Source organism: Klebsiella sp. Q11 (genome assembly GCF_964241505.1).
GTDB lineage: Bacteria > Pseudomonadota > Gammaproteobacteria > Enterobacterales > Enterobacteriaceae > Klebsiella > Klebsiella michiganensis.
Window position 1 is genome coordinate 282,232 of the sequence record NZ_CAXSXW010000004.1, and the last position, 13,440, is coordinate 295,671.

Annotated in this window: 13 protein-coding genes; 2 read left to right on the plus strand and 11 right to left on the minus strand. The window is 56.2% G+C overall.

Going from position 1 to position 13,440, the window contains the following annotated elements:
• Positions 1-14: 14 nt before the first annotated feature.
• From ACESQ2_RS08525 to ACESQ2_RS08575, 11 genes are all read right to left on the minus strand, one after another.
• A complete protein-coding gene (locus tag ACESQ2_RS08525) occupies positions 15-776 on the minus strand; it encodes an SDR family NAD(P)-dependent oxidoreductase (protein ID WP_046877986.1) in 762 nt (253 codons plus the stop codon).
• A gap of 11 nt (positions 777-787) precedes the next feature.
• Complete coding sequence (locus ACESQ2_RS08530) at positions 788-2,326, minus strand: FGGY-family carbohydrate kinase (protein WP_046877985.1); 1,539 nt, start codon at positions 2,324-2,326, stop codon at positions 788-790.
• A gap of 20 nt (positions 2,327-2,346) precedes the next feature.
• Positions 2,347-2,898 carry a glycerol-3-phosphate responsive antiterminator gene (locus ACESQ2_RS08535; protein ID WP_004851068.1) on the minus strand — a complete coding sequence of 184 codons (552 nt, stop codon included), beginning with the start codon at positions 2,896-2,898 and terminating at the stop codon, positions 2,347-2,349.
• A gap of 14 nt (positions 2,899-2,912) precedes the next feature.
• Positions 2,913-3,704, minus strand: a complete 792-nt coding sequence (locus ACESQ2_RS08540; RefSeq protein WP_004851066.1) for a class I fructose-bisphosphate aldolase — start codon at positions 3,702-3,704, stop codon at positions 2,913-2,915.
• A 314-nt stretch (positions 3,705-4,018) separates the two neighbouring features.
• The gene (locus ACESQ2_RS08545; protein WP_004851064.1) at positions 4,019-4,159 is read right to left on the minus strand and encodes a hypothetical protein; all 141 of its coding nucleotides are present in this window, start codon (positions 4,157-4,159) and stop codon (positions 4,019-4,021) included.
• A 239-nt stretch (positions 4,160-4,398) separates the two neighbouring features.
• Entirely contained in the window at positions 4,399-5,319 is a 921-nt protein-coding gene (locus ACESQ2_RS08550) for a carbohydrate kinase (protein ID WP_025106272.1), read from the minus strand.
• Positions 5,316-6,686 carry a hypothetical protein gene (locus ACESQ2_RS08555; protein WP_373170298.1) on the minus strand — a complete coding sequence of 457 codons (1,371 nt, stop codon included), beginning with the start codon at positions 6,684-6,686 and terminating at the stop codon, positions 5,316-5,318. The genes ACESQ2_RS08550 and ACESQ2_RS08555 overlap by 4 nt, the downstream gene beginning before the upstream one ends.
• A gap of 77 nt (positions 6,687-6,763) precedes the next feature.
• A complete protein-coding gene (locus ACESQ2_RS08560) occupies positions 6,764-7,783 on the minus strand; it encodes a ribose ABC transporter permease (RefSeq protein ID WP_004851056.1) in 1,020 nt (339 codons plus the stop codon).
• A complete protein-coding gene (locus ACESQ2_RS08565; protein ID WP_049070539.1) occupies positions 7,770-9,302 on the minus strand; it encodes a sugar ABC transporter ATP-binding protein in 1,533 nt (510 codons plus the stop codon). The genes ACESQ2_RS08560 and ACESQ2_RS08565 overlap by 14 nt, the downstream gene beginning before the upstream one ends.
• Before the next feature lie 65 nt (positions 9,303-9,367).
• Positions 9,368-10,321: an ABC transporter substrate-binding protein gene (locus tag ACESQ2_RS08570; protein ID WP_014229437.1), complete on the minus strand. Its 954-nt coding sequence runs from the start codon at positions 10,319-10,321 to the stop codon at positions 9,368-9,370.
• Between the two features lie 286 nt (positions 10,322-10,607).
• Positions 10,608-11,627, minus strand: coding sequence for a LacI family DNA-binding transcriptional regulator (locus ACESQ2_RS08575; protein ID WP_046877982.1), 1,020 nt, complete (start codon positions 11,625-11,627; stop codon positions 10,608-10,610).
• A gap of 366 nt (positions 11,628-11,993) precedes the next feature.
• Here ACESQ2_RS08575 and ACESQ2_RS08580 point away from each other — a divergent pair, with 366 nt between their 5' ends.
• Both ACESQ2_RS08580 and ACESQ2_RS08585 read left to right on the plus strand, forming a co-directional pair.
• A complete protein-coding gene (locus ACESQ2_RS08580; RefSeq protein ID WP_064374665.1) occupies positions 11,994-12,620 on the plus strand; it encodes a DUF1062 domain-containing protein in 627 nt (208 codons plus the stop codon).
• 189 nt (positions 12,621-12,809) lie between these two features.
• On the plus strand, positions 12,810-13,418 hold the full coding sequence (locus ACESQ2_RS08585; RefSeq protein ID WP_048252267.1) for a DJ-1/PfpI family protein: 609 nt from the start codon (positions 12,810-12,812) through the stop codon (positions 13,416-13,418).
• The last annotated feature ends 22 nt before the right edge of the window (positions 13,419-13,440 follow it).

The following is a 13,440-nucleotide window of genomic DNA, read 5'->3' on the forward strand; positions in this document are numbered from 1 at the left end:
TGATTCTCCATAAATTAACGCATCAACATACCGCCGGTGACATCCAGAGTCGCTCCCGTCATATAGCTGGTTTTCGGAGAGACCATGAAGACGCCGATGTCGGCAATTTCGTGCGGCTGGGCTACCCGGCCCACCGGAATACGGCTGACGTAATAGTCAGGATTCTGCTCAATGTTTTTACGGATCATCGCGGTATCCATAATGCCGACGGCGATGTTGTTGACATTGATTTTCTGTTTCGCCACCTCGCGCGCCAGAGAGATAGAAAATGCCACCAGGCCCGCTTTACTGGCCGCGTAATGTGCATGACCGGTGGTCGAACCGTGGAAGGCCGCCTGAGAAGTGATATTCAGAATGCTGCCGGCCTGATCTTTCGCCAGGCAGTGGTTGACAAACATCTGGCTCAGGTGGAAAACCGCCTTCAGGTTGACGTTCATCACGCTGTCCCACTCCTGCTGGGTGATTTCAGTGACGTAGCCGCTTAGCCAGATCCCGGCGTTGTTGACCAGAATATCGGCGTTCCCCAGCCGCTCAATGCAGGTCGCGAACAGATTCTCCCGGCTTTGCTCATCGGAAAGATCGGTTTTCACCGCAATAATCTCGACGCTGGCGCTATTTTTTACCGTATCGATCAGCTGCTCCGGGCGCTCCTCATCACGCATATAGGTGAAGCAGATGTTGACTCCTTCTCTGGCGAGGGAAAGGACAAACTCTTTGCCCAGTCCCGTTGCGCCGCCGGTGACGATAGCCGTGCGGTGGTGTAAATTCAGATCCATACTTTCCTCGCTTAATGCGTGATGTAGTTACTGCAGCTTTTCCACGGAGACTGCATTTCCGATAGCAGATTTTTGTAGAGCTGATACTTATCCTGATAGACCTTGTTATTGTCCGGGTTCGGCGTGACCGTTCGCGAAACGTGAACCATCTCATTTGAGGCGGCAAAGACGTCATCAAACCAGCCAACCATGACCGCGGCGGTCATCGCGGTGCCCAGGGTGCCGTGCTCTTTCACGTCGACAATCTCCAGAGTGGACTGGAAAATATCGGCGAATATCTGCAGCCAGACCGCAGAGTTAGTGACGCCGCCCGCAATCCGAATGGTGCGGCTTAGATCAGGGTTGATGTTGCGCAGACGTTCGGTGTGATAAAGGTGGCTGAAGGCGACCCCCTCGTAGATAGCGCGCAGAAAATGCGCTTTTTTATGGAAGCTATTCAGGCCGATAAACCCCGCGGAGGCGTCCGGGATGGTGTTGGAGCCGAAGACAAACGGGAAGAACAGCAGGTGGCTCTCGGCGGGCGTTGTCGTGGAGACCAGCTCATTGCACAGATCGTAGACTGACGATCCCTGCGCCGCCGCGGCGGTGCGATCGCCTTCCATAAAGTTATTGATAAACCACTCCAGATTACTGGCGGATGTGGGGCTGGCCTCGGTAATTAACCATTTGCCCTCAATCGGATAAATCGAGGTCATAAAGAGATCCCGGTCGATAACCGGATGGTCGGTCACGTATTCATTGATGCTCCAGGTGCCGGTAATAATCGCCAGCTTATCCAGCGTATTGATGCCGGAAGCGACGGATGACGCCGAGATATCAAACACGCCGCCCGAGACCGGCGTTCCGGCACACAAACCGGTCAGCTGCGCGACGTCGTCGGTAATGTAGCCGCAGCAATCGGTGGAGCGTTTAATGGGCGGAAGCTTGTCGCGCAGATCGCCGAGCCCCCACCAGGCCAGCAGCGAGGCATCATAGTCACGGTCGCGAACGTTGATCAGATTAGTCCCTGAGATATCGGTAAGTTCGAGAAAGGCTTCGCCGGTCAGATAAAAACGAATCAGATCTTTGACCATGAATATGTAGCGCGCGTTGTTCAGCGCTTCAGGCTCGTTCTCTTTCAGCCAGGCGAGGAGGGCGACGGGCTGGCCTGCCCAGATGGACTGCATGGTTTTGGGCAAAATGTCGCTGACAAACGTCGGGTCGCGGTACCACTTTTCAACCCAGCCCTTAGCCCGGCTATCGGTGGAAATGATCCCGTTGCGCACCGGGGCGCCCGTTTCATCCACCATATACAGCCCGTTGCCGTGGCCGGTGACCGCCACGCCTTTGATCTGGCTGGCGTCGATCCCCGACTGCGCGAGGGCCGTTTTAATGACTTCAACGTTGGCCGCCCAGAGTTCGTTGATATCTCGCTCGGTGTGAAATTCCTTCGGGGTCAGCATTTGCGTAGACTTCGATGCGCTGGCCACCACGTTGCCGGCGCGATCGTAAATCGCCGCTTTTGTGACGGTGCCGCCGTTATCAATGCCCATGACGTAGTGTTGTTTCATTGGCGTGGACTCCTTATGCGTTACCATAAACCGGGTTCGCTGGTGGTAATGCCTTTAAATCCGGCATGGAAAATTTTATCTACAAGGTATTTCCGCTTTACAAAGCCTCCGGCGATGAATATCACGTCAAAGCCTTTTAAATTCCGGCTAATCAATTCCAGACACTGGCAGGCATATTCAGCAGGTAAGATTTCAATAGCATCTGGCGGGTTATGCTTAACAATATCGATGGAGTGATCCAGCGAACGCGAGTCGATGAGCAATACCCGGAAGATAGTTAACAATCCCTCTTTTTTGGCATAGCGTAGGGCCGAGAGATTGGACGAAATAACACCATCAACCTTGTAGTAATTTTTGAGCAGACTGATCCCCGCCTGGTCGGGTTTAAAACCGCCCAGTAGCTCCAGGTGAATAAGCACTTTTTTGCCGCGCTGATGGCATTTGCCAATCAGCGATTGCAGGTTGCCGATATTTGCTTCGGATAGCAGTACGTATTCTGATGCGCAGGCCAGCGCCTGTTCAAAATGTTTATATTTTCTGACGGAAGGAATGATGGTGTTATTTAAGAACATATTAATATCCGATGTTATTTAGCCATGTAGAGGCTGTAGGCATCTTCCGCTGTGGCATTTTCATGGATGATGGCGTTCAGACCTGCTACTACTTTTGCCGGCTGTGGGTCCTGAGTAATATTGCGGCCCACCGCCACGCCTTTTGCACCCACCTGCATACAGTGCTGCACAAATTTAAAATAACCGTCGATGCCGGTTTTCGGGCCGCCCAGCGCGAGTACCGGCACGCCGGCCGCTTCGACGATAAGCCGATCATCTTCGGTACCGGTAAAGCGGGTTTTGATCACGTCAGCCCCCAGCTCTACGGCGATGCGGGCCGAGGCGGCGATAACGGCCGGGTTGTTGGAGTCGTCGCTGGTCACGGGATAGCCGTACGGCAGGGATTCCACGATCAGCGGCACGTTCCAGCGATCGGCGGCCTGCGCCAGCTGCATCGCCATGATGTGCGTTTTCTCTTCATTGAACGCGCCGGGGAAGGTCATGCACACCACGCCTTCCGCAGCCACTTTCAGCGCATCCTCAATGGAAAAGACGGGAGTCGTATCGGGAACGGTATTATCAAAAATATTCACTGTGCTATCGACGCGTAATACAACGGGAACGCAATTGAAAACTTCGCGGAAATTTTTCAACATGCCATAAGTGACCAGCGCGCAGTCCAGGCCGCTTTCAACAAGGGCCGGAAGCTGATTTATCGTATTATCAATACCATTTGTTTTGCTTGAAAAATAGTAGCCATCCAGCGCCAGCGTGACGGATTTACCATCTTTTGCGAAAATGCGAGAGAGACGACGTTCTTTAGACATTTTTTGACTCCTGAGATAGAAAAAAACAAAAAAGGCCCTCAGAGACTTTCGTCTCTGAGGGCCTTCGATTCACTTACCCTTTTGATAATCGTTCAGCAATCCAAACCATTATCAATTAATTTTTCAGCCTGACGGGTAGGGTTTAAATGCTGTTTAATTTAAATCCGTTCCCTTGCTTGAATTAATTACTAGCATGCCTGCGTTCTTTTTGTCTAGCCGTTATTGATAAACTGAGATGCTTATCACGAATTAAACTTGAGTTTAATCTTATCGGCGCTTGCGAATTTGAACACCAACAGCCGATTTTATTGTGCTTATGCTAAGAGTAAAAACTCTATCGTCAACTGCGCCAGCAGCAGCAGCAGGGCAATCAGCGCCAGCCATTTCGCCGGACGCAGCTTATGCTGCGGAATAGAGGTATTACGCAAACGCACGAACCATGGATTGTTTTTCATTATTGACGTCCTGTCCCTGATGTCTGTTAACGGGATCGACAGAAACTGAATGACGATCTAATTAGCTGATATTAATGGATTAGTCGGCAATAACCCATGAATAAATGAAGCTGGTTTAGCTTTCATTCAATAATTGGGACTCAAATCATATACAACATAAATCAGGATAAGGGTCCGTCAATAAACGCTGTTTCAGACCCTCATCTGGCTGTCGGTTGCTGACAGGGCGTCCGCTGTCTTCAGAGTTCATGATCCCAGGGCGGGTTAGCGCCCGGCCTGGAAACCGTCACCGCTGCGGCGCGCATCCCCAGATCCACCGCCTGGCGAACCTGCTCACGTGACAGTGTCACTAGTTTCTCCTTCTCCAGGAGCCCGGCCTGCGAGAGGCTGGCGAGAATACCGGCATTCACCGTATCGCCCGCGCCGACGGTATCGGCCACCGCTACGCGAATAGCGGGCACATGCAGATGAAAATCAGCGGTCCAGGCATCAGCGCCGTCAGCGCCGCGGGTGACCACGATGAGCTTCGGCCCCCGCGCCAGCCAGCGGCCTATCACCTCATGCTCTTCGCCGGGTTCGGCAAACCACGCGAGGTCCTCATCGGAAAGCTTGACGATATCCGCCAGCGCAATCATGCGCCTCATGCGCGCCAGGTGTTTCTGCCGGTCCGGGATGAAAATTTCACGAATATTAGGGTCGAGGAACATCACCCGACGCGGCGCTTCCCTTACCATCAGCGCTTCATAAACGCTGCCGCACGGTTCGGCGATCAGGCTGATGCAGCCGAACAGAACGGCGGAGACGTCATCCCCGAGCGTCGGCAGGTCGTTTTCAGTCAGCATTCGACCGGCGCTATTCTCATCGTAAAAGGTATAGCGGGCCTGACCGCCTACCAGCCTGACGAAGGCGAGGGTGGTGGGCAGCGGCGCGCGGGTTGAGGGCGAATAATCCACGCCGGAGGCGTCAAGCGTGTGGCGCAGCATGTCACCCATAAAATCGTCCGATAAACCGGAAAACAGCGCGACCGCCATCCCCTGGCGACCCAGGGCGACGGCGGTATTGAACGCCGCCCCGCCAACGCAGGGAGTAAAGGCGGGGGCGTTCTCGCGGCTCCGACAGGGCAGCATATCGATGAGGGCTTCTCCGCAGCAGAGGATCATGGCTTTTCTCCCCGGCTCACCGCGACCACCGGCGGGGTTTCCAGCCGATCGGCTACCTGCATCCAGTTTTCGGCAAAACGTCCGCAGGCGGTCTTGATATCGACGCCGACGGGGAGCTCCGGACACTCGTTTTCGCCGTTGCTGCCCCAGTTAACCCATCCGGACTGGCGGCGCTGGACTATCTGAAACGCGCCGGAGGGGCGGGAGGTCCACCAGATCATCGCCCGGCCGCTCGCTGAATCATACTCGACGGTTTTACTGGCCGGCCCGGGAAAGATGGTTTCATCCGCGACGGCGGAAACGTCAACGGGCGAATCGGTCAGCAGCCATTCCCGCTCGGTGAGATCGGCTCTGCGATGCGCCCGGGCGCGAACCTGGCTCAGCCGTTCGCGAATCTCCGCCTCATCGAGCACGCTCTCCCAGCGGCAGAACATCCGCCAGTAGAGATCCCAGTGGGCGGAGGCCATATCGGCGAGCTGTTCGCGGAATTCGGTAAATTTCGGACTCTGGTTTTCCGAGGTGGTGACGGTATTGGCCACCATGGCGACCAGCTCTTCGGCATAGGGGTCGCCCGCGCGATAGCGGGTGCCGCCGTACGCCGCGAAGCGATCGAACAGCAGTTTTCCCGGGCCGCTCTCAAATTCGTCGCCGACGGTGATCTTGTTGGTCACCGAACGGCCGTTAATCACCGTTGAAAAATCATCTACGCAGTAGCGCCGCTGAAACCAGGGCGTGTTCCAGCTAAATTTCCAGTCGATGGAGAAACGTTTACCGCGCAGCTCCGGTAATAATCCGTCGGGGATCGCGCCGCGCATGCGGTAGTGATGATAGACCGGGCCTTCCTCGAGGATCTCAATATCAACGAGGGTATGCTCCGGCGGGTTTATCAGCCCATTTTCCGGGGTGAAAAACGGGCCGTAAAACCCGCCAATGGCGTTATTTCCGGAAGGAAGCAGCTCGACGTTGTCCTGCAGCGAGCGAAAATGGCGCAGCCCCCACTTGGATGCACCGACGCCCTGGGCGGTTCCCCGACACATTTCCAGATCGAAACAGCCGGTATTGAGACGGACAAAACAGTCCTTTTCCCGGCCAGGCAGCCGGTGGATACCGGCGATTTCACCGACTTCAGCCGCCGTGAGCGGGCGGTCAAGCCGCATCTTCAGGGTCCCGCTGAAGCTGACCGTAGCGATAAAGGCGGTACTGTTTTGCGTCGACTCATGGGTGAGGCGCTGGCAAAGGATCCGCTGGTCCTCGCTGGTGATTGCCCACCACAGGGGCTCCTGCAGTTTCTCCGGGAGAGTAAACGTAATCGGTTCGCGATCCCGGGTACCGTTCATCGGGTCCGTCAGCGTAATGTGATATGTCATGAGGGTATACTCCATTAAAATTTAAGCGTGCGAAGACCCGCCGCCAGCGCGGCGGATAAACAAAGCGTCAGGGAAAGCTAGCGGGTACGGGCGATCTCTTTTTTCCGCCAAAAGGTAAACAGCTCCGGATGCTGCTTCAGCCCGTCAATCGCCACGGCAAGAATGATGACGATGCCTTTAATCAATAGCTGGGTGAAAAAGGGCACGCTCAGCAGAATCAGGCCGGTGCTGAGTACGCCAAGAATAATTGACCCAATCAGGGTGCCGATAATCCGCCCGCGTCCACCGGCGAGGCTGGTGCCTCCCAGCACCACCGCCGCAATGGCGTCCAGCTCATATCCCGTACCCGCCGTGGGCTGGGCGGAAATCACCCTGGCGGCGAAGATAATTCCCGCCAGACCCGCGCAGACGCCGGCAATCATGTAGACCGCCGCCAGCACGCGTTTGACCCGTACGCCGGCCAGGCGCGCGGCCTGGGCGTTGCCGCCGACGGCATAGATATGACGGCCGAACCGCGTGCGCTCAAGAATGAACCACGCCAGCAGATAAACAATCAGCATAATAATGACCGGCACGGGGATACCGGCAAGATAGCCATTTCCCAGCTCGCGGAAGCTCAGGCTGCTCGACACAATAGGCTGCCCTTCGGTAATGGTGTAGGCCATACCGCGCAGGAAGGTCATGGTGCCGAGAGTGACGATAAAGGGCGCGAGAGCGAGATAGGCGGTGAGCACGCCGTTAAGCAGACCGCACAGCGCGCCCACGCCAACGCCGGCCAGAATCGCCAGCGGCGCAGGGAGCCCGGCCATCGCCGCGACCACTGAGACTACGCCGGAAACGGCGACGATTGACCCGACGGATAAATCAATGCCGCTGGTTAAAATAACGAAGGTCATGCCCGCCGCCAGAATAGCGTTGACGGAAATCGAGCGGGCGATATTCAGCAGATTATCGACGCGGTTAAAGTTTGGCGCGAAGGTGGACATCAGGATCAGCAGCACCAGCAGAACGATTAAGATCCCCACCCGATCCCACCATTTCGCAAAATCAAACGGCGCTTTGACCGGCAGTTCCGTCACAGGTTTATTGTTGTCCATGGCATTCTCCGGATTGACTGGTAAAGGTTCCTGTTGCGTGCAGCATCACTTCTTCTTCCGTGGCTGAAAACGAGGGTAACTGATGAACGATTCGCCCGCCGCGCATGACCAGCACGCGGTCGCTAATGCCGATGGCCTCCGGTAAATCGGAGGAGATCACCAAAATGGCTTTCCCGGCGCGGGCGAGCTTGTCGATCAGTTCGTAGATTTCCCTTTTGGCGCCGATATCCACGCCGCGGGTCGGTTCATCGAGAATAAGCAGCCTCGAATCGCGCAGCAGCCAGCGCGCCAGCGCCGCTTTCTGCTGGTTTCCGCCGGACAGGGCGCTGACGGGCAGTTCAACCGCATTTTCCCGCAGCCGCAGCCTGCGCATCTGCTCAAGGACGGCGGCGCGAATCGTCTTGCGTTTCACCACGCCGCCGGCGACAAAGTTATCCAGCGAGCTGATATCAATGTTGTGCTCAACCGAATGCCCGAGAAACAGTCCCTGAGTTTTGCGGTCTTCGGTCACCATCCCGATACCGTCGGCGATAGCGGCGGTGGGGTCTACCGGATTGCTCGTCCGGCCGTCAATGCGCACGCTTCCCCGGGTGCGCGGGTCGGCGCCGAAGAGCAGGCGAGCGACTTCGGTTCGCCCGGAGCCCACCAGACCGGACATGCTGACCACTTCGCCCGCGTTGACCTCAAAGGAGACCGGGCCGGTCGCACTGCCTGCCAGGTCCCTGACTTCCAGCAGTACCTTGCCGGGCGCACGCGGCTCGTGCTGATAGAGATCGACGATTTGCCGGCCGACCATCATGCGGACGATATCGGTGGTTGAGACGTTGCCGAGGATTTCCGTGCCGATCCACGTGCCGTCCCTGAAGACCGTGACCCGGTTTGCCAGCTGCCATACCTCTTCCATGCGGTGCGAGATATAGACCATCCCGACGCCATCCTGACGCATCTGCTCGATCAGCCGGTATAGCTGGAGAGTCTCCGCCCGTGACAGGGCGGCGGTCGGCTCATCAAGCACCAGCACTTTGGCGTTTTCACTGACGGCGCGGGCGATCTCGACCATTTGCTGACGTCCGATGCTCAACGAGCCGAGCGGCGCCTGCGGGTCGATGTCCGCGTTAATCCGGTCCAGCTTCTCCCGGGCCTCCCGGTGCATCCGTTTGCGATCGAGAATACCGGCGAAAGCGGTCGGTTCCTGGCCGAGAAACAGGTTTTCCGCCACCGTCATATCGGGAACCGTATTCAGCTCCTGGTGGATAATGGCGATGCCATATTTGCGGGCATCCCTGGGCGTGCGAATATCAATCTCCTGCCCGTCGATAAAAATAACGCCGCTATCGCGCTGCTCGTTACCGGAGAGGATCTTCATCAGCGTGGATTTGCCCGCGCCGTTTTCCCCCATCAGGGCATGGACCTCTCCGGCGAATAAATCAAAGCGTACGTTGTTCAGCGCCAGGGTCGCGCCGTAGCGTTTTGAAATCCCTTCCAGCCTGAGCAAGGGAGGTGATGTTGTATCGGCCATTGTCTTTGCCCTCCGGGATGAACCTGAGCGTCATCCCGTTTTTGCCTCTTAAAGTGACGAAGTGATTACCAGCCCGGATAGCTGTCGACGTTATCGCGGGTGACCAGTACGCTGGGGATCAGGACGGTATGGGAGGCGATCGGTTTGCCGTCGACCATATCCTGAGCAAGCGTGATGGCCTGGCGCACCATTTCGCCCGGATTTTGCGTTGCGGTACCGATAAACGGCGAGCCGCTGCGCTTAAGTTCTTCAACCGCTTCCGGGCTACCGTCGACGCCGGTAACTTTGATCGCGCCCGCTTTGCCCGCCTGTTCAACGGCCAGTACCGCACCGAGCGCGGAAGGATCGTTCATGCCGAAAATACCGGCGACGTCCGGATTGGCCGTGAGCATGTCGGTGGTCACCATCAGGCCGGAAGCGCGGTCGTTGCGCGATGCCTGCTGGCCGACGATTTTGATATCCGGGTATTTTTGCGCGACGTTTTTACAGCCTTTGATGCGGTCGATAATGGTCTGAATCGGCGTGCCATCCACCAGCAGCACTTTGCCTTTGCCGCCCATCTGGCTGAACAGGTATTCGCAGGAGGTTTCCCCGGCCTGGATGGCGTTGGTCATGATCGCCGCGTCTGCGCCTTTCGCGGGCGTATCGACCGCGATAACGATAATTCCGGCGGCTTTTGCCCGCTGAATGGCCGGCTCGATCCCGGACTCATCGACGGCGGAAATAATAATGAGATCCACTTTCTGCTGAATAAACGCGTCAATCTGCGTGTTCTGGTTTGCCAGATCGACCTGCGCATCCTGTACGTTAAGGGTTGCGCCGATTTGCGCCGCGGCCTGCTTAGCGTTCCTTTCCATTGCCGAGAAGAAGGGGTTGGACATGTCCTGCACCATTAAGCCGATGCGGGAGATTTTTTTGCCATCCTGCGGCGCGGCGCTGGCTGCGGGAATAAACCCTGTCATGGTGGTGATTACCGCGCTAACCGCGACAGCCAGCCATGCTTTGCGAAGTTTGGTCATATTCTGCTCCTTTCATTATCGTGTGGTATAAGGTACGGCCAGGTGTGGGGAAGCCTCAGAAATAATCCCCTGATGTTGTTTTTCGGTAGCGACTGAAATTCAGCCGTTATTTACATCGCTAAAATGATGAGCGCGTATAGCACGCCGTAGCCCGCTTTTTTGTCGGGTGGCGCCTTACCCGGCCGACGAAAACCGCAAGCGCCGTTTCTGTCGGCCCGTGCAGGGGAAGCGCCGCCGGGCAATGCCGTCCGGGCGGTACGTTGTCAGCAATCTTTTTAATAGTTATTCATTTTCTACAGCCGCAGGACTGGCGAATAACCAGTTCGGCGGGAACTTTACGCTGGGTATTAATTTCTCCTTTTCCTTCCGGATTAATTAACTGGATAAGCATTTCAGCCGACTGCCTGCCAATCTCTTCGCTGTTTTCATTGAGCACCGTTAGCGGCGGATTTAATAGCGGCGCCCAGTCGAATTCATCGTAGGCGATAAGCGCCATATCGTCGGGGATGGCTATCTGGCGCTGCTGAAGCTGTTTAAGTGAACCCAGCAGAATAGGGTTGTTACCGGCAATAAGCGCGTCCGGCAGCGATGTCTGGCGGTCCAGGTATCGGCTCAGGGTGTCCGCAGCCGACTGCGCGTCGTTCTCCGTTTCGACAACTTCAAGCGTTGCGCCGCAGCGCTCTGCGGCCTCGCGAATACCGCGCTCGCGTTCAAAACGCGTGGTCCAGCGGTCCGGGTAGATGAGGAGCAGCCAGCTTTTATAGCCGTGCTGCGCCAGATGGTTCCCCACCAGCAGGCTGGCCTGATAATTGTCGGTCGTGACGCTGGGAAAGTTGTGCTCGCCGCGGGGAGGTGAGTCAACGAAGACGACCGGAATATCCCATTTCGCCAGCAGGCTCAGGCTTTCCGGCTGAAGCGTCACCGTCGAAATGATCCCGGCCATTCGCGACTCGATCAGGCGGTTAATCATGCGATCCTCCTGCGCGCGGTCGTAGATACCGTTGACCGCGATATCGCCAAGCACTACGGTCCACTGCGACGGCTGCAGCATCTGCTGAATACCGGACATCAGATTAAGGTAGTAAGAGTTCGAGGCATGGGCGGTAATCACCGCCACCGAGTCTCTGCTTGAGCGGCGTAGCGCCTGGGCCGCGCGGTTAGGTACGTAGCCGAGTTCTCGCGCCACTTTTAAAATCAGCTCCCGGCTGTCGTCAGCAACGCCATCGCCACCGTTTAGCGCGCGTGAAACGGTAAACATAGAAAATCCCGTCGCTTCACTCACATCCCGCATCGTTGCTTTACGCATATTTCGCTCTCTGCATTTATGAAATTACCCGCGATACAGACGGCTATTTCCTTGACCTAAACGTTTATGAGACTAAACATAAACGTTTAGGTTTGTTTGATCAGTGAGCCGCTTCTCGTTTTGTGAACAGAAGGTAAACAACGTCGTTTGTGAATGATTTCTATGTATTTATTGATTTAATGCATATTTAGCCCGCTTGCCGCTTTGCTACTCTTGAACGCATTCATTCACGGTCAGACAGGGTCGTCGCGTTGGAAATCTTTTTTTAACCCACTGAAAAGTATTCTCTAAATATTTTTCACATCGCAAAAATCACGGTCCGTTTTCGACGGATCCGCTTTTGTATGGGTTAAAAAAAGGTTCACCATGAAAATTACATGGAACGTCAGGCCAGTTGGCTATCAGCTGATTAGCAAGCGCTGCCCCGCCTGTCATGGGCAGCAGGATTTCACCCCATCCGGCGCCTTCCGGGTCAACTCGCAAAAAAAAGTGCTCGATGTCTGGAGTATCTATAAGTGCGTGCGCTGCGCGTATACCTGGAACATCAGCCTGTTCTCGCGTTTGCCCGTCAGCAAAATCAATCCGCAGCTCTACGCGCGACTTATCGCTAACGACAAATCTGCCGTCGAGGCTTACTCTCACGATCCGGTCGTTCTGCGGCGTAATCGCGCGGCGCTATCGGGTACGCCTGACTTTGTGGTTCAGGAACGCTGGCGCATCAACCTTGTTCGCGCTTCTCAGGTGAGGGTGGATGTCAGAGTCACGCGAGCCTTTCAGACCAGCCTGCTGTCGGTCCTGAAACGAGCGCTGCGGCTTAGCGGTAGCGCGATCCGTCAACGTCTTCAATCGGGAGATATCGTCGGTATTACGCTGAAAGAACTGCGGGCGCCCAGGCTGCGGCCGGAGGGATATACGCTGTACATCACGAGGGAGGTTCTCCTGGCGCGCAGGCCTATTTCATTAAACGCGGGCTCAGCGCGCGGGAGACGATAGCTATTGCCCCGGATAGTTTTCTATCCGGGGAGCTGACTCGCAAAAATCGATTCGGGTTGCCGCAAGGGGCAAAATAGCCTTGCCTTTTATACTGTGAATTTATACAGTTTTTGGCGGCAGTACGGCGATAGTGTCCATCGGTACCCCGGATGCTGCGACGGCAAATTCTGTTAATAAAAGGAGAGTGCGATGTCTATGGATACGCGTAAAGAAGTGCTGTTTGTCCTCATCCAGGAGTACGCCGACTGGGAGTTCGCGCTGCTGGCACCGGGGCTGCGCCGCGGGTTTGGCGTATGGGAACCGCGATACGAAGTCAGAACCGTGGCTGCCGATGAGGGGCCGGTGAGGTCAATTGGCGGGGTGCGCTGCCTGCCGGATTATACCTTCGAGACGATACCCGATGATTACGCCGCGCTGGTGCTGGTGGGCGGAATGAACTGGTGGGGAGAGGAGGCCCGGCGGGTTGTACCTTTGGTAGAACAAGCGCAGGCCCGGCAGATCGTGGTAGGCGCGATATGCGACGCTTCGGCATTCCTTGGCGCGCATGGCTTTCTCAATGATGTCGACCACACCTCGAACGGGCTGACCTACCTGCAGAGCCGGGCGGGGTCAGCCTACAGCGGCGCCGCGCGGTACAGAAACGAGCCTTCGGTACGCGACGGTAACCTGGTGACCGCCAACGGCGTTGGCTTTGTGGATTTTACCTGCAATATGCTTTCTGCCTTAAAGGCGGCCCGCCAGCAAGAGATCGAAGCCATGAGGGAGACGTTCAGGTCGGGAATGTTTACGGAAGGCTGATGCAGACAAGGCCGCGATTTGC